20 protein-coding genes are annotated in these 20,228 nt (G+C 58.9%); 12 read left to right on the top strand and 8 right to left on the bottom strand.

The window, feature by feature from the left end:
• Positions 1-58: 58 nt before the first annotated feature.
• Positions 59-661 (top strand): molybdenum cofactor guanylyltransferase MobA, encoded by a 603-nt coding sequence (mobA, locus tag GIV26_RS17610; protein WP_057976736.1) that lies wholly within the window; start codon positions 59-61, stop codon positions 659-661.
• A gap of 79 nt (positions 662-740) precedes the next feature.
• On the top strand, positions 741-962 hold the full coding sequence (locus tag GIV26_RS17605; RefSeq protein WP_003189935.1) for a YgdI/YgdR family lipoprotein: 222 nt from the start codon (positions 741-743) through the stop codon (positions 960-962).
• Between the two features lie 55 nt (positions 963-1,017).
• Here GIV26_RS17605 and GIV26_RS17600 read toward each other — a convergent pair whose 3' ends face one another.
• From GIV26_RS17600 to GIV26_RS17590, 3 genes are all read right to left on the bottom strand, one after another.
• The gene (locus GIV26_RS17600; RefSeq protein WP_054897890.1) at positions 1,018-1,908 is read right to left on the bottom strand and encodes a pseudouridine synthase; all 891 of its coding nucleotides are present in this window, start codon (positions 1,906-1,908) and stop codon (positions 1,018-1,020) included.
• A 69-nt stretch (positions 1,909-1,977) separates the two neighbouring features.
• Positions 1,978-2,313, bottom strand: coding sequence for a transcriptional regulator (locus tag GIV26_RS17595; RefSeq protein WP_236281667.1), 336 nt, complete (start codon positions 2,311-2,313; stop codon positions 1,978-1,980).
• 74 nt (positions 2,314-2,387) lie between these two features.
• On the bottom strand, positions 2,388-2,624 hold the full coding sequence (locus GIV26_RS17590) for a glutaredoxin family protein (protein WP_034127166.1): 237 nt from the start codon (positions 2,622-2,624) through the stop codon (positions 2,388-2,390).
• 238 nt (positions 2,625-2,862) lie between these two features.
• Between GIV26_RS17590 and GIV26_RS17585 the strand changes: the two genes are divergently transcribed.
• Positions 2,863-4,599: a cation:proton antiporter gene (locus GIV26_RS17585; RefSeq protein WP_034127165.1), complete on the top strand. Its 1,737-nt coding sequence runs from the start codon at positions 2,863-2,865 to the stop codon at positions 4,597-4,599.
• On the opposite strand, the gene GIV26_RS17580 is transcribed toward GIV26_RS17585, so the two are convergent.
• The gene (locus GIV26_RS17580) at positions 4,586-5,794 is read right to left on the bottom strand and encodes an ammonium transporter (protein WP_054897892.1); all 1,209 of its coding nucleotides are present in this window, start codon (positions 5,792-5,794) and stop codon (positions 4,586-4,588) included. The two genes, GIV26_RS17585 and GIV26_RS17580, sit on opposite strands and share 14 nt — an antisense overlap.
• 345 nt (positions 5,795-6,139) lie before the next feature.
• Here GIV26_RS17580 and GIV26_RS17575 point away from each other — a divergent pair, with 345 nt between their 5' ends.
• The 7 genes from GIV26_RS17575 (at position 6,140) to GIV26_RS17545 (ending at position 13,778) form a co-directional block, all read left to right on the top strand.
• The gene (locus GIV26_RS17575) at positions 6,140-6,454 is read left to right on the top strand and encodes a DUF883 family protein (RefSeq protein WP_003189926.1); all 315 of its coding nucleotides are present in this window, start codon (positions 6,140-6,142) and stop codon (positions 6,452-6,454) included.
• Positions 6,455-6,456: 2 nt separating this feature from the next.
• Positions 6,457-6,861 (top strand): phage holin family protein, encoded by a 405-nt coding sequence (locus tag GIV26_RS17570; protein ID WP_005786473.1) that lies wholly within the window; start codon positions 6,457-6,459, stop codon positions 6,859-6,861.
• Positions 6,858-7,199 (top strand): hypothetical protein, encoded by a 342-nt coding sequence (locus tag GIV26_RS17565; RefSeq protein WP_034127163.1) that lies wholly within the window; start codon positions 6,858-6,860, stop codon positions 7,197-7,199. Before GIV26_RS17570 ends, GIV26_RS17565 begins: the two co-directional genes overlap by 4 nt.
• A 164-nt stretch (positions 7,200-7,363) precedes the next feature.
• Entirely contained in the window at positions 7,364-8,695 is a 1,332-nt protein-coding gene (locus tag GIV26_RS17560; RefSeq protein WP_034127162.1) for a deoxyguanosinetriphosphate triphosphohydrolase, read from the top strand.
• 161 nt (positions 8,696-8,856) lie between these two features.
• Positions 8,857-9,258 (top strand): response regulator, encoded by a 402-nt coding sequence (locus GIV26_RS17555; RefSeq protein ID WP_236281665.1) that lies wholly within the window; start codon positions 8,857-8,859, stop codon positions 9,256-9,258.
• Between the two features lie 249 nt (positions 9,259-9,507).
• Entirely contained in the window at positions 9,508-10,134 is a 627-nt protein-coding gene (locus GIV26_RS17550) for a response regulator transcription factor (RefSeq protein WP_034127160.1), read from the top strand.
• Positions 10,135-10,142: 8 nt separating this feature from the next.
• Positions 10,143-13,778: a transporter substrate-binding domain-containing protein gene (locus GIV26_RS17545; protein WP_236281663.1), complete on the top strand. Its 3,636-nt coding sequence runs from the start codon at positions 10,143-10,145 to the stop codon at positions 13,776-13,778.
• Between the two features lie 69 nt (positions 13,779-13,847).
• Here the strand turns inward: GIV26_RS17545 and GIV26_RS17540 are convergent, their stop codons facing one another.
• Entirely contained in the window at positions 13,848-14,330 is a 483-nt protein-coding gene (locus GIV26_RS17540) for a GAF domain-containing protein (RefSeq protein WP_054897893.1), read from the bottom strand.
• Entirely contained in the window at positions 14,327-15,217 is an 891-nt protein-coding gene (locus tag GIV26_RS17535) for an ATP-binding protein (protein ID WP_034127157.1), read from the bottom strand. Before GIV26_RS17535 ends, GIV26_RS17540 begins: the two co-directional genes overlap by 4 nt.
• A 163-nt stretch (positions 15,218-15,380) precedes the next feature.
• On the opposite strand from GIV26_RS17535, the gene GIV26_RS17530 reads away from it, so the two are divergent.
• Complete coding sequence (locus tag GIV26_RS17530; protein ID WP_236281683.1) at positions 15,381-17,690, top strand: hybrid sensor histidine kinase/response regulator; 2,310 nt, start codon at positions 15,381-15,383, stop codon at positions 17,688-17,690.
• A 21-nt stretch (positions 17,691-17,711) separates the two neighbouring features.
• On the opposite strand, the gene GIV26_RS17525 is transcribed toward GIV26_RS17530, so the two are convergent.
• Together GIV26_RS17525 and msrB are read right to left on the bottom strand one after the other, a co-directional pair.
• The gene (locus GIV26_RS17525) at positions 17,712-18,197 is read right to left on the bottom strand and encodes a glutathione peroxidase (RefSeq protein ID WP_034127155.1); all 486 of its coding nucleotides are present in this window, start codon (positions 18,195-18,197) and stop codon (positions 17,712-17,714) included.
• Between the two features lie 150 nt (positions 18,198-18,347).
• A complete protein-coding gene (msrB, locus tag GIV26_RS17520; RefSeq protein WP_034127154.1) occupies positions 18,348-18,740 on the bottom strand; it encodes a peptide-methionine (R)-S-oxide reductase MsrB in 393 nt (130 codons plus the stop codon).
• A 202-nt stretch (positions 18,741-18,942) separates the two neighbouring features.
• On the opposite strand from msrB, the gene GIV26_RS17515 reads away from it, so the two are divergent.
• Complete coding sequence (locus tag GIV26_RS17515; RefSeq protein WP_044273990.1) at positions 18,943-20,154, top strand: pyridoxal phosphate-dependent aminotransferase; 1,212 nt, start codon at positions 18,943-18,945, stop codon at positions 20,152-20,154.
• Positions 20,155-20,228: the final 74 nt, after the last annotated feature.

Raw genomic sequence — 20,228 nt, 5'->3', positions numbered from 1 at the left:
AAGGAACAGCCCGATGTTATATCACAGGCCCCTGTTTCCCTGCCGCAGCGCAACCACCATGACGTTTGAATTTTCTTCCCTGCCGTGTTCGATCCTGTTGCTGGCCGGTGGTCGCGGCCAACGCATGGGCGGGCAGGACAAAGGGCTGCTGGAATGGCAAGGCCAGCCCTTGATCGCCCACCTGCACCAGTTGGCCCGGCCGCTCACCGATGACCTGATCATCTCGTGCAACCGCAACCATGAACGCTACGCGCTCTATGCCGACCAACAGGTGAGCGATGACAACCCGGGCTTCCCCGGCCCGCTGGCAGGTATCCGTGCAGGACTCTTCGCCGCACGCCATGAGCATCTGCTGATATTGCCTTGCGATGTGCCGCAGATCGATGCGCGACTGCTCGCCGACCTGCGTGCGACCGCACGACGCAATCGGCAGCTACCGGTGATGGTGCGCCAGGGTGACTTCTGGGAACCCTTGCTGTGCGTCATCCCCACTCGCCTGAAAAACCAGGTGGAACAGGCGTGGCAAGCGGGGGAGCGCAGCCCGCGCAAGCTGTGGCTGCAACTGGGTGCCGTGGCGCTGGAATGTCCGGCCGATGACCCGCGCCTGGCCAATCTTAATACGCCCGAGCTGTTGCACCCCGGGGCTGGCATGTCAGAATGAACCCTGCACAAGGAACTTTGCCGGCGTCCCGTACGTCACAAGGTCAGCAATTTAAAAGTATTCTCTCGGAGACAAACTCATGACTCAACGGACCATCGCCGCTCTCATGCTTGCACTGGGCCTCGCCACCCTCGCCGGTTGCGCTTCGCCAACAGTGATCACCCTGAATGACGGTCGCGAAATCCAGGCCGTCGACACCCCGAAGTACGATGAAGATTCGGGCTTCTACGAATTCGAACAACTGGACGGCAAGCACACCCGTATCAATAAAGATCAGGTTCGCACCGTTAAAGACCTGTAAGCCTCAGCGCTTGCACACAAGGCCCGCCTCGCGCGGGCCTTGTTGTTCCTGGGGTTTACCAGTCCAGGGTGATCTGGCTGCGAAAACTGCGTTGTTCACCGCTTACCGGGTCGATAAAACGCACGCCCTGGGCCAGTAGCTTGAGTGGCTTGGCGTAATCGTCCTCGGCATCCTTGATCACTTCGGGGTAGAACGGGTCATTACAGATGCTCGCCCCGAGCGCCGTCATATGCACGCGCAGCTGGTGCTTCTTGCCGGTCACCGGGAACAGGCCGTAGCGCCATAGATCAGCGTTTTTCTCGCGCACCTCTACCGCCGTCTCGGTGTTGCTGGCACCCGGCCCTTCCTGCATGCGAAAGAAAGGTTCACCATCCACCAAACGGCTTTTGTGCACCAACGGGAAGCTGAGGTGCGGCAAGGCCGGAGCGATGGCTTCGTAGAATTTGTCGATACGTCGCGTGGGAAACAATTGCTGATAGGCCGAACGGCTGTGCGGGTTGGCGGAGAACAGCACCAACCCCGCCGTATGTCGGTCGATGCGATGCAGGGGCACCAGGGCGGGATTGTCCAGGCGCCGGATCAAGCGTCGCAACAAGGTGTGCTCGACGTACTCGCCAGCGGGTGTCACTGGCAGGAAATGCGGTTTGTCCGCCACCACCAGGTGCTCATCCGCGTACAGGATGTTTTCCAGCACCGGAATCACTTTCTCGTTGGGCACTTCGCGAAAGTAATAGATGCACAAGCCTTCCTTGTAGCCCAGGCCCAGGCTGATCGGGCTGCCATTGACATCCAGCACCCGGCCGCGGGCAATGCGGTCCAACCATTGTTCGCGGCCGATGGCCGGAAAGTGTGCGCACAGGCAATCGAGCACCGTCACCCAGGAGCCCGGCGGCAAGTACAGGGTGCTGGCTTGGTGCTGGGAGGGGGAAAAAATGGAAGTGGACATGCCGACGCTCAAAGCCTGGAAAACAGGCGGGCATTATCGCCCATGGCGCGCGATTGCCTAGGGCCTATCTCAGGCATTGGCCAGTTGAGCTCGCAGCACTGGCGAGGCGCTTGCCGCCTCGGTGAATTCCTTGAGCCAGCGCAGCACGTCCACCGCTTCCCAACGACCCGGGTCATACAACGCGTAGAGCAAGCCCTGATAACCCACCACATCCAGCTGCTTGTGATAACCGGCGCGCTGGAACAGCGCCTCGATTTCCGCGAAGCAGGTGTTGAAATGCACTTTGTTAAACGGCGTCTTGCCTTCCGTGACCAGGCCATCGAGGCGCAGTTCGTTCACCGCGTCACGCACCACATCGGCGGACATGCGATTGACGCTGCTTTTAAGTTGTTCAACATTCACCACGGGCGTTCCCTCTATTCAATCGCTGTACGAATATACAGTAACTTAATATTTGGAAAGCCGCCATCGCATAAATCTCAGCGCAGGAAGGTAACCACCTGCGCGGTGTCGAACGGCCAGTCCAGTTCCGCCCCGGTGTCCGTGCGGCGAAGCACCGGAATCCGCAGGCCGTAGACGTCTGTCAGGTCCTCCGGATCGGCGATATCCACCAACTCCACCAACAACCCGTGCTCGACGAGCGGCATGACTTCGGCTTCGGCAATCTCACACAGATGGCAACCCAGGGTGCCGAACAGCTGGCATTCAGGAAGCATGATGAAAGGACTCGAACAAGAAACGAACGTCCATTCTAATCCCAACAAGCCCCTGTAGGAGCGAGCTTGCTCGCGAAAAACTCCCGCGCGCCGCGTTCACTCAGGAACCCCGCGTTATCGTTGACGTTTTTCGCGAGCAAGCTCGCTCCTACGGTGCAAAAAGCCTGATCCAGATCACCATGGCCTATAACTGATTCAGCGATTCTTGCGGCTTTTTGCCGCTCGCCCTGCAACGGAGATGCCTGTGTTCGCCAACCTGCTGATTATTCTGGCCTCATCCCTGGTGGTGATTGCACTGTTTCGCCGGCTGCAGCTGCCGCCCGTGCTGGGCTACCTGTGCGTAGGCCTGGCAGTGGGCCCCACCGCGCTGGACTGGGTCAATGACAACGAAGACCTGCCGGACCTGGCCGAGATGGGTGTGGTGTTCCTGCTGTTTTCCCTGGGGCTTGAGTTTTCCCTGTCGAGAATGTTGGCGCTGCGCAGCGTGGTATTTGGCCTGGGCAGCCTGCAAGTGCTGGGGTGCGGGGCATTGCTGGGCGCGTTATTGATGAGCTTTGGCCTCGCACCTGGCGTCGCGTTGTTACTGGGCGCAGGGCTGGCGTTATCGTCCACCGCCATTGTCAGCAAGGAGTTGACCAGCCTGGGTGAAGTCTTCAGCAGTCATGGGCAGAATGCGATCGGCGTGTTGCTGTTCCAGGATGTCGTAGCGGTGTTGCTGCTGACATTGGTACCGGTATTTGCCGGCAGCAGCGACCAAGCCTGGTACTGGGCGCTGCCGCTGACCTTGGGCAAGACCGTGGTGCTGTTCGTGGGCCTGTTGTTCGCCAGCCGATGGTTGCTACCGCGCCTGTTCCGTGAAGTCGCCGCGTCTCATTCGGCGGAACTGTTTGTGCTGCTGGCGCTGGTGATTGTCTTGCTCACCGCCTGGCTCACCCACCTGCTGGGCCTGTCCCCTGCCCTCGGTGCATTCCTGGCCGGCATGCTGCTGGGGGAAAGTCATTACCGACACCAGATCGAAGCCGATATCCGCCCGTTTCGCGACATCCTGCTGGGGCTGTTTTTTGTCAGCATCGGCATGCTCATCGATCTGCAGTTGTTCGTCAGCCACAGCCTGTTGATCCTCGGTCTGACGCTCACGCTGATGCTGGTCAAAGGCAGCGTCGTCGCGGCGCTGGTCAAGTGGCGTAACAGTGACACCGAAACGGCCTGGCGCAGCGGTCTGGCGCTGGCCCAGGGCGGCGAGTTCTGTTTTGCGCTGATGGCGCAGATGCAGCAGAGCCGGTTGATTCCCGATGAGTTCAACGGTTTGTTACTGGCCGCCACCTTCTGCTCGATGCTGCTGACACCGCTGCTGTTACGTGCGGCACCGGCCATCGCGCTGCGCCTGCATCGCAAGCCCAACCAGCAAGTGCAACTGGAACACATCACCGCGCTCAACGCTCAATTGCACGGACACGTGGTGATTTGCGGGTATGGCCGGGTAGGCCAGTCCATCGGGCGCTTTATGCGCCGCGAACAACAGGCGTTTATCGCCCTGGATGATGACCCCGAACGGGTGCAGGAAGCCGCCACCGAGGACAGCAGTGTGCATTATGGCGACTGCCGCCGTGGTGCATTGCTCAGCGCCGTCGGCCTGGAACGGGCGCGGTTGGCGGTGATCGCGGTGGACAACAGCGATGTCGCCCTGGTGGTGCTCAAGGAGGCGCGGCAGATCAACCCAGACGTGCCGATCCTGGTGCGCACACGCGATGACAGCCAGTTGGCTGAACTCAAGGCCGCGGGCGCCAGCGAGGTGGTGCCCGAGTTGCTGGAGTCGAGCCTGATGCTCGCCTCCCACGCCCTGATCCTGCTGGGCCTGCCGGACCAACAGGTGCAGGCGCGAGTGAATGAAGTACGGCGCAACCACTATCGCCTGCTGCACGGTTTCTACCCACCGCCACACACTGACGAAGACGCGCCGATCAGTCCTGACTGACCGCGCCGATCTTGTGGATCGACAGGTCCGCACCGTAATACTCCTGTTCCTGGCTCAAGCGCAGCCCTTGCACGCGCTTGATCACGCCGTACACCAGCAAGCCGCCGCCAAATGCTACCGCCACGCCCAGCCCGGTGCCGATCAACTGGCTGATCAGGCTCACGCCGCCCAGCCCACCCAGGGCCGCCTGCCCAAAGATGCCGCAGGCAATGCCACCCCACACGCCACACAAGCCATGCAACGGCCACACGCCCAGCACGTCGTCGATCTTCCAGCGCGCCTGGGCAGCGATGAAGCACCACACGAACAAGCCGCCAGCGACCACGCCCGTGACCAGCGCGCCCACCGGATGCATGAGGTCGGAACCGGCGCAGATTGCCACCAACCCGGCCAAAGGACCGTTGTGCAGAAAACCGGGATCGTTACGGCCAATTACCAGGGCAGCCACGGTGCCGCCGACCATGGCCATCAGCGAATTGACGGCCACCAGACCACTGACGCCATTGAGGGTTTGCGCGCTCATCACGTTAAAGCCGAACCAGCCCACGATCAGAATCCACGAGCCCAGCGCCAGGAAAGGAATGCTCGACGGCGCAAACGCCACCAGGCGCCCTTCACGATAACGCCCATTGCGCGGGCCCAGCAGCAACACCGCCGCCAGCGCCAGCCAGCCGCCCATGGCGTGAACCACCACGGAACCGGCAAAGTCGTGGAAGCTGGCGCCAAAGGTTGCGAGCAGCCATGCTTGCAGGCCAAGGTTGCCGTTCCATACCAGGCCTTCGAAGAACGGGTAGATAAACGCCACGATCAGCGCGGTGGCACACAGCTGCGGGGCAAACTTCGCACGCTCGGCAATCCCGCCGGAAATAATTGCCGGAATCGCCGCGGCAAACGTCAGCAGGAAGAAAAACTTCACCAAGCCGTAGCCATGATCGGCGCTGATCACCGCGGCCGGTTGCAGGAAGCTCACACCGTAGGAGATCCAATAGCCTATAAAGAAATAGGCCAGCGTTGAAATCGCGAAATCACTGAGGATTTTCGACAAGGCGTTGACTTGGTTCTTCTGCCGTACCGTGCCAACTTCAAGGAAGGCAAAGCCGGCGTGCATGGCCAGCACCATGACCGCGCCAATCAGAATGAACAAGGTATTGGAGCTGTGGACGAGGGTGTCCACCGCGCTTTGCAAGTTTTCCATGGAGGTTGGCAGGCCTGCATCAAGGCAAAAAGCACCAAAGCGGTTCAAGCCAGGGTTTAGCGCACTAAATTGGCACCGCCGGCTCCGCCTTTCTTCAGAGGGCGTGAACCGCTTTAGCGCAGCGATCAACACAACAGGCCGTTGCCGAAAGGGTTTTTCCGCGAAATTAAGTGATTTAGGGTAAGGTTTTCCAAGGTTTTCACCTCGACCGCCCGGATTCAGCGCAGGCTCCAAGGCCTGCGCACCAAGGCAAAGCAAAAGCTGTACCACACAATTGCAATGAACCTTCAGCGAACGCCGCGACTCGAAACCACACGTACAGATCAGCTACCCACGGAGATAACCATGGCCGGTAAAACAGCAAAGACTGCTCAAGAGATACTGATGGAAGATTTTCAAACCCTGGTCAGCGATACCGAAAAGCTACTGGACGACACTGCCGTGCTGGCCGGTGACCAGGCTGACGAGTTGCGCACCAAGATCCACGAGAGCCTGCTCAAGGCCCGCGAGACCCTGCAACTGACCGAAGACTCATTGCGCGAGCGCGGCCAGGCGGCGATCACCGCCACCGAAGACTACGTGCAAGCCAACCCATGGCAGTCAGTCGGCATTGCTGCCGGCGTAGGCTTTTTGATCGGTCTATTGGCTACAAGGCGCTAACCATGTCTATCGGCGAATCCAGCTCATCCACGAGCGCACATTCCTCAGCAAGCGGTTCAACTTCCCGACGCCTGGGCGCAGCTGTGCTGGGCTTGCTGCACAGTCATGTCGAGTTGTTCGGCATTGAATTACAAGAGCAAAAGGCCCGTACCGTCAGCCTTTTGCTGTTTGCCGGCCTGGCGTTGGTGTTTGCCCTGCTGTTGCTGGTGGGGTTGTCGACGCTGGTGATGATCCTGGTGTGGGACACGGGCTATCGCCTGACCGGCATCATCTGCCTCTGCGTGTTCTACAGCCTGGCCGCTGCGTTCTGCGGTGTGCGCTTGAAGGCGGCGGTATTCGATGAGTCCACGCCCTTCCACGCCACGCTCGAAGAACTGGCCAATGACCGGGAGCGCCTGCTGCCATGAGCATGACTGAGATCCCGCAAAATACTTCTCGCCGGGAAATGCGCAAAGCCTTGATTCGCCTGCGCATGGAAATGCACCGCCAGGAAATCCGTCATGAGTCCCAACAACTCATGGCGCCCCTGCACAAAATGCGCAACATGCGCCACAACTGGCAGGACAGCCTGGGCATCAAGCACGCGCCGTTGTGGGGCGTGGCGGCGGTTACGCTGATGGGCTTCTTTACCGGCAAGGGCGCCAAGGGCGGCAGTATCAGCAGCATCACGCGCCTGGTGCGGCTGGGTGCCGGCTTGATCCCCCTGATCAAGTTGGCCATGCAAGGCTCTTCGCGCAAAAGCTGACCCTCGTGAGCCGATGACCGCAATGACCAGACACCTGCTGGTCATTGCGGTTTTTTGCGCTGCCTGTTAATTGATACCGACGCGGCCGACCGCTGGATTCGCCTGCCCTTGAAGGCCGAACCGGGAAGCTGGAACTGTCATTCACACTACGGAGAGCCTGCGCCTTGGATTGGCCCACCCTGCTAACCCGCGAACGTCTTGGAAAACCCCTGCACAGCCCTGAAGAACTGGGCCGCAGCCCCTTCCACAAAGATCACGACCGCATTATTTTCTCCGGCGCATTCCGGCGCCTGGGACGCAAGACCCAAGTGCATCCGGTTTCGAGCAACGACCATATCCACACACGCTTGACCCACTCCCTGGAAGTCAGCTGCGTGGGGCGCTCACTCGGTATGCGCGTGGGCGAAACCCTGCGCAGCGCCCTGCCCGACTGGTGCGACCCCAGCGACCTGGGCATGGTGGTGCAATCGGCCTGCCTGGCCCATGACATCGGCAACCCGCCATTCGGGCATTCCGGCGAAGACGCCATTCGCCACTGGTTCCAACAGGCCGCCGGGCGAGGTTGGCTGGATGGCATGAGCAGCGCCGAACGCAATGACTTCCTTAACTTCGAAGGCAATGCCCAGGGCTTTCGGGTACTCACCCAACTTGAATACCACCAGTTCGACGGCGGCACGCGGCTGACCTACGCCACCTTGGGCACGTACCTCAAATACCCCTGGACTGCCCGTCACGCCGACTCGCTGGGCTACAAGAAACACAAGTTCGGCTGTTACCAGAGCGAGTTGCCAATTCTTGAGCAGATCGCCCACAAGCTTGGCTTGCCCCAGTTAGAGGAACAACGGTGGGCGCGTCACCCGCTCGTCTACCTGATGGAGGCAGCCGACGACATCTGCTACGCGTTGATCGACCTGGAAGATGGCCTGGAAATGGAGCTTCTGCAGTACAGCGAAGTGGAGTCGTTGTTGCTCGACCTGGTCGGTGATGACCTGCCACAAACCTATCGCCAGCTGGGCCCATTGGACTCTCGCCGACGCAAGCTGGCGATCCTGCGTGGCAAAGCCATCGAGCACCTGACCAATGCGGCTGCGCAGGCGTTTGTCGAACAGCAGGACGCCCTGCTGGCCGGCACGCTGCAGGGAGACCTGGTGGAGCATATGCACGGCCCGGCAAAGCGCTGCGTGCTGGATGCCAAAGACATGGCGCGCAAGAAAATTTTCCAGGACAAGCGCAAGACATTGCATGAAATCGGCGCTTACACCACCTTGGAAATCCTGCTGAACGCGTTCTGCGGCGCGGCCCTTGAACAACATGGCGGGCGAACACCGTCGTTCAAGAATCGGCGCATTCTCGATTTGCTGGGCAACAGCGCGCCGGACCCCGCCTGGCCACTGCACGCCTCGTTCCTGCGAATGATCGACTTCATTGCCGGTATGACCGACAGCTACGCCACCGAAATGGCACGGGAAATGACTGGGCGTTCCAGCCCTCAGTAACGCTTGCATCCGACCGCCTGTTCCCTGAAACGAATTGCCCTACGATGGGAACAGAGCGGACTGATCGAATTCGTACAAGCATCCGAAGAATAATCACGCGTTCCCAACCGACCGAGCAATTCTACTGCCCCCATCGACGCTTGCCTCACTGTGTGCTTTCTATGCCCAGATACTCTCTTCGTATTCTTTTGGTGGAGGATCACCCGTTTCAACTTCTGGCCACCCAATGCCTGCTCAACAACTTCGGCTTCGATCAACTGACTGCGGTGGAAAACGCAGAGCAGGCCATACGCACAATGAGCCAGTCCGAACATCCCTTTGACCTGATGTTGTGCGACCAATGCCTGCCCGACCTGCCCGGACTTGAACTAGTGGAAATCGCCAGCCGTCGGCGCTTCATTACCAGCGCTATTCTGTTAAGCGGGTTACCCACGCCAGAACTGATGAGCCTGACAAAACAAGCCTCGCAACGAAGTCTTCCGCTTCTTGGCTATTTATCAAAACCGTTGAACAAGGACGAACTTGAAAGGTTAATCGGCTTAACTTTTACCCCCCCTACGTAGGACTTTAAACATCTTCTTCGACGAAATACGCTACGAAGCCCGCCGTAAAAACTCAAGCCTATCACCATGCCACGATTGCGCTCGAAGCGCTCACATGCTCTGTCACGACTACCCATCAACTTGTAGGCGTATACCTTTTTAATTGTAGGAACTTTCCTGTTTTGCATCTACTGCTCGTGCGCTTCATGCCGTGCCCTTATCTTCTGAGCTAATGTGCCCGCTTTATTTGCACCTGCATGGAATGTGATTATGAACTCAGTTTTTATTATCGATGACCACCCCGTTATCCGGCTTGCTATTCGAATGTTGCTGGAGCACGAAGGTTACAAGGTCGTCGGCGAAACAGACAACGGGTGCGATGCCATACAAATGGTCCGTGAGTGCCTTCCAGACTTGGTGATTCTGGATATCAGCATCCCGAAACTCGACGGTCTCGAGGTGCTCTGCCGATTCAATGCCATGAACACCTCCATGAAGACCCTGGTGCTCACGGCCCAGTGCCCAACGCTATTTGCTACGCGGTGCATGCGCTCGGGCGCCGAAGGCTACGTGTGCAAGGAGGGTGACCTGAGCGAATTGCTGAGCGCCATTCGCGCTGTCCTGTCCGGCTACAACTACTTCCCCAGCCAGGCTTTGAGTGGCCCCGGAGCCGAAGGCATGGATGTCCAGGAGCTGGAACTGTTCAAGTCAGTTAATGACCGAGAGTTGATGGTCCTGCAACTTTTTGCGCAAGGTCGCACTAACAAGGAAATTGCCAAAGGTATGTTTTTAAGTAACAAGACGGTCAGTACTTATAAAAAGAGACTCATGCAGAAACTCAAAGCCAAATCCTTGGTAGAACTCATCGAGATGGCAAAACGAAACGCGCTAGTGTGAGAAAGCGGATGCCCAGGCGTATAAAGGACTATCTGATTATATTAAGTGCCGGTTTGTACTTCAGCACTACCGTGCTGGCGGAGCACCAAACCAGCCCGGAACGTTTCACCCTCTTGAGTCGTGCGGGAGCTGTTCAACTGGACACTCATTTTGACAAGGCCCAGCGCCAGTGGCTGCAGAACAAACGTGAACTCACGCTGGGGACATCCACACCTGATTACCCGCCCTTCGACCTCACTTCCAGCGGCCATGACTACGAAGGCCTTACCGCCGACTACGCAGGATTACTGGCCAAGGCACTCTCCCTGCCAATCAATGTGATGCGCTACCCCTCCCGAGCGGCGGCCATTCGTGCCCTGGAAGCCGGGGAAATTGACCTGCTGGGCTCCTCAAACGGGTTTGAAGCTGCGACGCCAAATCTTATCCTCTCCGAACCCTATGCCGTGGACCAGCCGGTGCTGGTCACGCGCGAGGGAGAAACCCGCAGCCTCAGCGAAGGCCTCGATGGGCTGCGCCTGAGCCTTGTCTATCACTACCTGCCGCTCAACGAGGTGGAAAAGCTGTACCCCAAGGCGAGCATCCGCGCCTACCCGTCCTATCAGAATGCCTTGAATGCAGTGGCCTTCGACCAGGCGGATGTGTTTCTCGGTGACACCATTTCCACCCATTACATGATCAACAAGGGCTATCTCAAGAACATTCGCATGGCCAACTTCGGCAAGCATGAAGCTTATGGCTTCAGTTTTGCCATGCGCCAGGACAACCGGATGCTACTCAGCATTGTCGATTCAGTCCTGGCCTCGGTGCCCATCAACGAAAGGGACAGTATTGCCAAGCGCTGGAGCGCCGGCAGCGACATCCTGCTGACCGACAAGAAGCTGCAACTGACCCAGCGCGAAGAGCGCTGGCTCAAAGAGCATCCGGTGGTCACCGTGGTCGTCAACGAAACTTTCGCGCCCCTGACGTTCTTCGATGCAGACGGCAACTTTCGCGGCATCACCGCCGACTTGCTGGAGTTGATTCGCTTGCGCACCGGCCTGCGTTTTTCGGTGCAGCGCGGGCGCGATGTCAGCGCGATGATCGACCAGGTCGCGACCCAGAAAGTCGATATGATCGGTGCCATCGTGCCCAGCAACGAACGAGATTCGCAGCTTAATTTCAGCCGCCCCTACCTGGAAAACTCCTATGTATTGTTGACACGCAGAGAGCAAGGTGCCCCCTCGAACATGGAGCAGATGGCAGGAAAGCGTCTGGCAATCACCCGAGGCAACCCACTGGCCGCGACCTTGAGCAAAGACTTCCCGCAGGTTCAACTGGTGGAAACCAGTGATACGTTCAGAGCATCGGAGCTGCTAGCACAGGGACAAGTGGATGGGGCAGTGAATACCTTGGTGATCGCCAACTATTTCCTGTCATCCCAGGTCTTCCAGGATAAATTGCAAATAAGCGCCAGCATCGGCACGACCCCAGCGACCTTCTCTCTTGCTACCTCGCGCCAAGCCACGGAATTGAGCTCGATACTCGACAAGGCGCTGCTCAGCATTGCCCCGGATGAAATGGGCGTAATCAACAGTCGCTGGCGTGGCTACACCGCCGCATCGGACAGCTACTGGCGTAATTACCATCAACTGATCGCGCGAATCATCATCGGCACCGGGCTGTTGCTGTTGATATCCCTAGCCTGGAACGCCTACATGCGTCGCCAGATCAAGCATCGAAAAATGGCCGAACGTGCCCTCAACGATCAGTTCGAGTTCATGCGTGCACTGGTCAATGAGACGCCCCATCCGATCTACGTGCGCGACCGCAATGGGTTGTTGCAGACCTGTAACGACAGCTACCTGCAGGTGTTCGACGTCAAGCGCGAAGAGGTGATCGGCAAAAGCGTGACCCAGATGACCATGGCGCTGGCGTCGGAGGCAGCCCAGTATCATGCTGACTATCTGCGTGTGGTGGCCGAGGGTAACCCGCTGATCCTCGATCGCAGCCTGCATATCCACGACAAGAAACTGACCATCTATCACTGGATCCTTCCCTACCGCGACTCTACGGGTGAAGTCCAGGGCATCATCGGTGGCTGGATCGATATCAGTGACCGACGCCAGCTATTCGATGAACTCCGCGCTGCCAAGGAGCGCGCCGACGAAGCCAACCGCGCCAAGAGCACGTTCCTGGCTACCATGAGCCACGAGATTCGTACCCCGATGAACGCTGTGATCGGCATGCTCGAACTGACGCTCAAGCGCGCCGACCAAGGACACCTTGACCGTCCGGCGATCGAGGTGGCGTACAACTCGGCCAGAGACCTGCTGGAGCTGATCGGTGACATTCTCGACATCGCGCGTATCGAGTCCGGCCGCCTCAGCCTGGCGCCGGAGCGCGTCAACCTGCGGGAGGTAATTGAATCAGTGGTGCGCGTCTTCGACGGTCTCGCACGGCAGAAAACCCTCAGCCTGCTGCTGGAGTTCAAACCCGACCTGAACGATATCGAGGTGCTGATAGACCCGCTGCGCTTCAAGCAGGTGCTATCGAACCTTGTGAGCAACGCGATCAAGTTCACCGAACAAGGGCAGGTCAAGATCAAGGTCGAGCTGCAGCCTACCCAGGCCCCGGAGCAGATCGAGCTGAAACTGGTGGTGGAAGACACCGGCATCGGCATCAGCCGGGATGACCAACAGCGCCTGTTCGAACCCTTTGCCCAGGCGGACAACTCCGGGCAACTGGCGCGCAGTGGCGCGGGCCTGGGTCTGGTGATCTGCCGCAGCCTGTGCGCGATGATGGGCGGCCAATTGAGCCTGAGCAGCGTGCCCATGGTCGGCACCCAGGTGCACGTCAACCTGAGCATGCCTCGCCTGCAAGCGATCCAGGCGGTGGGTGAACACACGCCGCCAACGCCGGCCACCGCACGGGTGCTTAACGTACTGGTGGTAGACGACCATCCGGCGAATCGCCTGCTGATGTGCCAGCAATTGGGCTACCTGGGGCATAAATTCATCGCTGCCGAGCACGGAGCCGCAGGGTTCCAGGCCTGGCGTAAAGAGCATTTCGACCTGGTAATTGCCGACTGCAACATGCCCATCATGAATGGCTACGAACTGAGTCGTTCAATCCGTGAATATGAGCAACGCGAACAATTGGTGCCCTGCGTGGTACTGGGCTTTACCGCCAACGCCCAGCCGGAGGAAAGGCAACGGTGCGTGCAAGCCGGCATGGATGACTGCCTGTTCAAACCCATCAGCCTTACCGTATTAGAGCGCCAACTGGCACATATCGCCCCTGAAACCGTGCCCCAACGGCTGGACCTCGAATGCCTGGAAGCGCTGACCGGCGGTGATCCACAGTTGAGTCGACGCTTGCTGGAGGAGCTGCTGAGCAGCAGCCTTCACGACCGCAAGGTCCTTATCGAACTGCGGGATCGACACGCGCCCCCCTCGGACATCATTGAGCAAGCCCACAAGATCAAGGGTGCCGCCCGCATCGTTCAAGCCCATTCGTTGGCGGGGCAATGCGAAGCCTTGGAGCAAACCTGTTCTCGCAATGAGGAGTGGGCCGTGATCGAAAGCGGCATCAGGGCCCTGGAACAGCTCATGCTGGAATTGGAGAAGATGCTGCGGGTTCAACTCAATGAACTGCAAGCCCAATAGCACCAAAGCCCGTCGTGGCGGGAGCGAGCAAATGCGCTCCTACCGCGACCAGCATAAGTACCCACCGCTTCAGCAGTCGGTCAACTGCAGGAAAATCTCCGCCAGCCGCTCAATCCCCTCCTGGTCCTGAGGGGTAAAGCGGCCCAGCAATGGGCTGTCGAGGTCAAGGACACCAATCAGTTGGCCGTCCTTGACCAATGGCACCACCAATTCACTGTTCGAAGCGCTGTCGCAGGCGATATGGCCTGGGAACGCGTGCACGTCCTCCACGCGCTGGGTTTTCCGTGAGGCCGCAGCCGCACCACACACGCCGCGACCAAACGGAATGCGCACACAGGCGATCTGCCCCTGAAAGGGCCCAAGCACCAGCTCTTCGTTACGATTGAGATAAAAGCCAGCCCAGTTCAAGTCATCCAACTGGTTGAACAGGAACGCGGAAAACTGCGCACTGTTGGCAATAAAATCGCGCTCATCAGCCAGCAATGACTCCAGTTGCGCGCAGAGCATGGCATAGCCATCAAGGCCGCTGCCGGCCTGTTGTAAATCGATCATGGTTGACGTTCCAGCAATTTAAGACCCACCCAGTAACGGGCGAATTGATAGGCGCACCGGCCATTGCGGTTGCCGCGCCCAGTGGCCCAACGCACCGCGAGAACGTCAAGCTGCTCATCGCGCTGCCACTGCAAGCCGGCCTTGCTGGCCAACTCACCGATCCAGTGTTCCACCACATCCAGGAAATGCTCCTGGGTAAAGGGGTAGAACGACAACCACAAGCCAAAACGATCCGATAAGGCAATCTTGTCTTCAACCGCCTCGCTCGGGTGCAATTCGCCGTCCACGCGTTTCCAGTTGTCATTGTCGCTCTGGTTTTCCGGCACAAGGTGGCGACGGTTGGACGTGGCGTACAGCAGCACGTTTTCCGGCGCCTGTTCCAGGGAACCATCCAGCACGCTCTTGAGCACGCGATAGTCACCTTCGCCGGCCTCGAACGATAGGTCATCGCAAAACAAAATGAAGCGTTGTGGTAGCTTGACCAGTTGCTCGACCACCCGCGGCAGGTCAGCCAGGTGGTCACGCTCGATCTCGATAAGACGCAGGCCGGCGTTGGCGTGCTGGGCGAGCAAGGCCCGGACCATGGAAGACTTGCCGGTGCCACGCGAACCCCATAACAGGGCGTGGTTGGCGGGTAACCCATCAAGGAACTGTTGGGTGTTGCGCGCCAGTTGTTCACGTTGTTTGTCGACACCGATCAGGTCCGACAGGCGCATGTCCAGGCTCACTTCCAACGGTAACAGGAAGCCATTGCGACCTTCGCGCTGCCAGCGGGCGGCCAGGCATTGGTGCCAGTCGATCGCCTGGCGTGGGGCGGGTAACAACGGTTCCAGGCGAGCCAGCACCGCATCGGCGCGCTCAAGAAAGGCATTCAATCGAGAATCCACAGCTATTCCTCTGGCAACTTCTTGCAAAAGATGGCGTATTGGCAACCCTGCGGCAAACTGTAGGGCTGCATCAAACAAACGATTCATGCCGGGCGAGCCAAAGCTTGTGGATGTTCAGCTATGCTTGCCGGGCGAAGGGAAACGCTAAGTGGTTCAACACTCGATGGATATCAAGTTCGCCCACCGCTTGTCTTATAAACAAGCCAGATTGACTGTGCTGGTCGGTTTCGTCTTGGGAACCCTGCTCAGTCTGATCCAAATCGGCATTGATTATGCCAGTGAAGACGCATCCATCAACCGTGAAATACGCTCACTGATTGAAATCAGCCATAACCCGGCGTCAAGAATCGCCTACAACATCGATGCCGAACTCGCCCAGGAACTGACCTTGGGCCTGCTGCACTCCCCCGCCATCATCCGCGCGCAGTTGATCGACAACAATGGCGTGGTGCTGGCCGACGTCAACCGTCCGCGCAAGGAAAGCAACTATCGGCCGGTCAGCGATTTTCTGTTTGGTGCCAATCGCCAATTCGAAGACCGACTGTTTCTCAGCCATATGCCCAACGACTCCCTTGGTGTGTTACGCCTGGACGTCGATACTTATGCCTTTGGCAGCCGTTTCCTGCATCGCGCCGAGATCACTCTGCTCAACGGCTTCGCCCGCAGCCTGCTGCTCACCGGGATTTTGCTCGGCCTGTTCTACGTAATGCTCACCCAACCGCTGGTGCGCATTATCCGCGAGCTGAGCACACGCAAACAGGCGCGCCTGGATTGCCCACCGGGGCATGAACACGATGAAATCGGCGTGCTGGTCAGCGTCGCCAACCAACAATTCGAAAACATGGAAACCGAGATCCAGCAACGGCGCCATGCCGAAGATCGCCTCACGGAGTATTTGGGGCAACTGGAAAATATCGTTTCTGCGCGCACCCTCGAACTCAAGGCCAGCAACCAACGCTTGAGCCAGTCCAACGATGAGCTGGAGGCGGCGAAAATGACTGCGCTGGGCATGGCTCAGGCACGGGCAGCATTCCTGGCCAATATGAGCCATGAAATTCGTACGCCGCTCAATGGGTTGCTGGGCATGATTGCCCTCTCACTGGATAGCCCGCTGACCGCCGAACAGCGCCAGCAACTGTCCATTGCCCATGACTCAGGCAAAGTGCTGGTGGAGTTGCTCAACGATATTCTTGACCTGTCCAAGTTCGATGCCGGCCAGCTGGAACTGGAGCATATCCCGTTCGACCTGGGCTCATTGGTGGAAGATACCGCCAACCTGCTCTCGCAAAATGCCGCTCCGAGCGTGGAGCTGACCTGCCTGATCGACCCGCAATTTCCCGCCCAGGTGGTCGGCGACCCTACCCGTGTGCGGCAGATCGTCAGCAACTTGCTCTCCAACGCCTTGAAGTTCACCCGCTTTGGCCGCGTCGATGTGCGTCTGCGCGCCCTAGAAGGCCGGGTCAGCATTGAAGTGTGCGATACCGGCATTGGCATCGCCCAGGAAGCCCAAGTGAAAATCTTCCAGCCGTTCACCCAGGCCGGCGCTGGCATTACCCGCCAGTTTGGCGGGACGGGATTGGGCCTGGCGTTGACTCACAACCTGTGCGAAGCCATGCAAGGCCGCTTGAGTATCAGCTCGGAGGTGGGCTTTGGCAGCCAGTTCTGCGCCGACCTCCCACTGCCCGCGCATTTGCCTGCCATGCGCTATGCACCGCTCACGGGCGAGGTGATCGCCATCACCAACGCCGGCGGCGGGCTGACGGAGCTGCTCACCACGCTATTGCCCTCTTGGGGGCTGACCCCGCGCTGCTATTCCCAGGACGATAATTTGAGCGGGCTGGCGCCCGACCTGTTGATCACCGACTGCCCTGAATGCTTGTTCCGATTGCGCCCGGGCATCAGCGCGCCGATTCTGCTGGTTACCGCCTATGGCAACTTTTTGCCCAGCGAAGAAGTCACGGCCCTGGCGCCGCTGCAGCAACAAGCGCGCCCATTGAGCCGCAACGCGCTGTACCAGATCCTGCAACGCAACCTGCGCAGCGGCGCGCAACTGGTGCTCGACCCGGTCCAGATAGAAACCGCACCGCTTGCGCACCGCGCGCGCATCCTGCTGGTGGAGGACAACGCGGTCAATCAACTGGTGGCCAAGGGCATGCTCAGCAAGCTCGGGTGTGAGGTAATCGTCGCGGCCCATGGCGGCGAAGCCCTCAAGCTTCTGGAGGACCAGCGCTTCGACTTGGTGTTGATGGACTGCAACATGCCTGTGATGGATGGCTATGAGGCCAGCCGACAAATTCGCCGGAGCGGGCGTTGGCCGGACTTGCCCATTGTTGCCTTGACCGCCAACGCGATGGCCGAAGAACGCGAGCGTTGCCGGGCCGCTGGAATGAACGATTACCTGGCCAAGCCGTTTCGCCGTGAAGAACTCAACGCCTTACTGGAACTGTGGGTACCGAAGACAACCAGCCTCTGATGGGTACCCGCAATATTGCGGTCATTTGAGCAGGGCTTCAATCTCCTGGGTCAAGTCCTGAGGCTTGGTGGTTGGCGCAAAACGCTTGACCTGCTTGCCATCACGGCCAATGAGAAACTTGGTGAAGTTCCACTTGATGTTCTTGGAACCCAGCAGCCCCGGGGCCTGTTTTTTCAACTGCACAAACAACGGGTGGGCATCGCTGCCATTGACGTCGATTTTCTTGAACAGCGGAAAACTGACGCCGAAGTTCAGCTCGCAGAACTCGGATATCGCGCCTTCATTGCCGGGTTCCTGCTTGCCGAACTGGTTGCAGGGAAAGCCGAGCACCACCAGGCCCTGGTCCTTGTATTGCTGCCAAAGTTGCTCGAGGCCCTTGTACTGCGGTGTGAAGCCGCATTTGCTCGCGGTGTTGACCACCAGAATGGCCTTGCCGGCAAAGTCGGCCAAGGTCTTTTGCTCACCCTTGATGGTGGTGCAAGGGATGCTCAGCAGGGAGTCGCTCATGGCAATGCCTCAAGTCAGGGAAAGAAGAGCCTTATTTGTAGGAGCGAGCTTGCTCGCGAAAAACTATCAGACGCCGCGTTCATTCAGGAAACCCGCCGTATCGTTGACGTTTTTCGCGAGCAAGCTCGCTCCTACAGGGACCATGCAAGCCTAGCGCGGCACCAGCTCCAGGCATACCGAATTGATGCAGTAGCGCAGGCCCGTCGGCGGTGGGCCGTCCGGGAACACATGCCCCAAGTGTGCATCACACTTGGCGCAGGTGACTTCGGTGCGAATCATGCCGTGGCTGACATCGCGGATCTCGACCATCGCGCTGTCGGCGATCGGCTCATAGAAACTGGGCCAGCCACAGCCGGAATCAAACTTCGCCTTGGAATCGAACAGCGGCTCGTTGCAGCAGATGCAGTGGTAGACGCCGTCGGTCTTGGTGGCGTTGTACTTGCCGCTGAACGGTCGCTCGGTACCCTTGAGACGGCACACGTTGTACTGCTCCGGATCGAGCATCGCCTTCCATTCATCTACAGTTTTCTGCAACTTATCCATCGGTACACCTCGGCAACTGAAAAACCCTGATCTGTGTCTTTTCCATGGATCAGGCGGCACGTATGATTGCGCCTATTCAAAACGCCAGTCTGGCACCCGCGCCATCGGCATTCAAACGTATTTATGGGTGCGGGCCGTGCAGGCTTCACCCTACGGTAGTGCCTACGCCGTCGGGATCGTTCATTTTCAGGATCACATCGCCATGCAGGTCAGCAAATCGAACAAGCTCGCCAACGTCTGCTATGACATTCGCGGCCCGGTGCTCAAGCACGCCAAACGCCTGGAAGAGGAAGGCCATCGCATCCTCAAGCTGAACATTGGCAACCCGGCGCCGTTTGGTTTCGAAGCGCCGGACGAAATCCTTCAGGATGTGATCCGCAACCTGCCGACCGCCCAGGGTTACAGCGACTCCAAGGGCCTGTTCAGCGCGCGCAAGGCGGTGATGCAGTACTACCAGCAGAAGCAGGTCGAAGGCGTCGGCATCGAGGACATCTACCTGGGCAACGGCGTGTCCGAGCTGATCGTGATGTCCATGCAGGCGTTGCTCAACAATGGCGATGAAGTCCTGGTGCCAGCCCCGGATTACCCGCTGTGGACCGCCGCCGTGACCTTGGCGGGCGGCCACCCGGTGCATTACCTGTGTGATGAGGGCGCCGACTGGTTCCCGGACCTGGCCGACATCAAGGCCAAGATCACGCCCAACACCAAGGCCCTGGTGATCATCAACCCGAACAACCCCACTGGCGCCGTGTACTCCAGGGAAGTATTGCTGGGCATGCTGGAACTGGCGCGTCAGCACAACCTGGTGGTGTTCTCCGACGAGATCTACGACAAGATCCTCTACGATGACGCCGTGCATATCTGCACCGCCTCCCTGGCCCCGGACCTGCTGTGCCTGACCTTCAATGGCCTGTCCAAGTCCTACCGCGTGGCGGGTTTCCGCTCCGGCTGGATCGCCATCTCCGGCCCCAAGCACAATGCGCAAAGCTACATCGAAGGCATCGACATGCTGGCCAACATGCGCCTGTGCGCCAACGTACCGAGCCAGCACGCGATCCAGACCGCCCTCGGCGGCTACCAGAGCATCAACGACCTGATCCTGCCCCAAGGTCGCCTGCTGGAGCAACGTAACCGCACCTGGGAGCTGCTCAACGCTATCCCCGGCGTGAGCTGTGTGAAGCCCATGGGCGCGCTTTACGCGTTCCCGCGGATCGACCCGAAAGTCTGCCCGATCCTCAACGACGAGAAGTTCGTGCTCGACCTGCTGCTGTCAGAAAAACTGCTGGTCGTGCAAGGTACCGCCTTCAACTGGCCATGGCCGGATCACTTCCGCGTGGTGACATTGCCACGTGTGGATGACCTGGAGATGGCGATTGGTCGCATCGGTAACTTCCTGAAGTCCTATCGCCAGTAAGGCAATTGACGCTGTACGACTCACAAAGGGTCGTACAGCGATTATCTGGCAACACTTCTGTGTCACTTACTTGC

The sequence above is a fragment of the Pseudomonas sp. PA-1-3F genome, assembly GCF_021609665.1.
Taxonomy (GTDB): Bacteria; Pseudomonadota; Gammaproteobacteria; order Pseudomonadales; family Pseudomonadaceae; genus Aquipseudomonas; species Aquipseudomonas paracarnis.
Note: the sequence above shows the minus strand (reverse complement) of the source record. Positions and strands in the feature narration are given on the sequence as shown.

Bases quoted from the DNA above. Each gene is read 5' to 3' on its own strand.
- GIV26_RS17605 (WP_003189935.1), top strand. From the start codon at position 741: ATGACTCAACGGACCATCGCCGCTCTCATGCTTGCACTGGGCCTCGCC.
- GIV26_RS17550 (WP_034127160.1), top strand. From the start codon at position 9,508: ATGAACTCAGTTTTTATTATCGATGACCACCCCGTTATCCGGCTTGCT.
- GIV26_RS17540 (WP_054897893.1), bottom strand. From the start codon at position 14,330: ATGATCGATTTACAACAGGCCGGCAGCGGCCTTGATGGCTATGCCATG.
- GIV26_RS17575 (WP_003189926.1), top strand. From the start codon at position 6,140: ATGGCCGGTAAAACAGCAAAGACTGCTCAAGAGATACTGATGGAAGAT.
- GIV26_RS17530 (WP_236281683.1), top strand. From the start codon at position 15,381: ATGGATATCAAGTTCGCCCACCGCTTGTCTTATAAACAAGCCAGATTG.
- GIV26_RS17525 (WP_034127155.1), bottom strand. From the start codon at position 18,197: ATGAGCGACTCCCTGCTGAGCATCCCTTGCACCACCATCAAGGGTGAG.
- mobA (WP_057976736.1), top strand. From the start codon at position 59: ATGACGTTTGAATTTTCTTCCCTGCCGTGTTCGATCCTGTTGCTGGCC.
- msrB (WP_034127154.1), bottom strand. From the start codon at position 18,740: ATGGATAAGTTGCAGAAAACTGTAGATGAATGGAAGGCGATGCTCGAT.
- GIV26_RS17590 (WP_034127166.1), bottom strand. From the start codon at position 2,624: ATGCTTCCTGAATGCCAGCTGTTCGGCACCCTGGGTTGCCATCTGTGT.
- GIV26_RS17515 (WP_044273990.1), top strand. From the start codon at position 18,943: ATGCAGGTCAGCAAATCGAACAAGCTCGCCAACGTCTGCTATGACATT.
- GIV26_RS17565 (WP_034127163.1), top strand. From the start codon at position 6,858: ATGAGCATGACTGAGATCCCGCAAAATACTTCTCGCCGGGAAATGCGC.
- GIV26_RS17545 (WP_236281663.1), top strand. From the start codon at position 10,143: ATGCCCAGGCGTATAAAGGACTATCTGATTATATTAAGTGCCGGTTTG.
- GIV26_RS17600 (WP_054897890.1), bottom strand. From the start codon at position 1,908: ATGTCCACTTCCATTTTTTCCCCCTCCCAGCACCAAGCCAGCACCCTG.
- GIV26_RS17570 (WP_005786473.1), top strand. From the start codon at position 6,457: ATGTCTATCGGCGAATCCAGCTCATCCACGAGCGCACATTCCTCAGCA.
- GIV26_RS17580 (WP_054897892.1), bottom strand. From the start codon at position 5,794: ATGGAAAACTTGCAAAGCGCGGTGGACACCCTCGTCCACAGCTCCAAT.
- GIV26_RS17555 (WP_236281665.1), top strand. From the start codon at position 8,857: ATGCCCAGATACTCTCTTCGTATTCTTTTGGTGGAGGATCACCCGTTT.
- GIV26_RS17585 (WP_034127165.1), top strand. From the start codon at position 2,863: ATGCCTGTGTTCGCCAACCTGCTGATTATTCTGGCCTCATCCCTGGTG.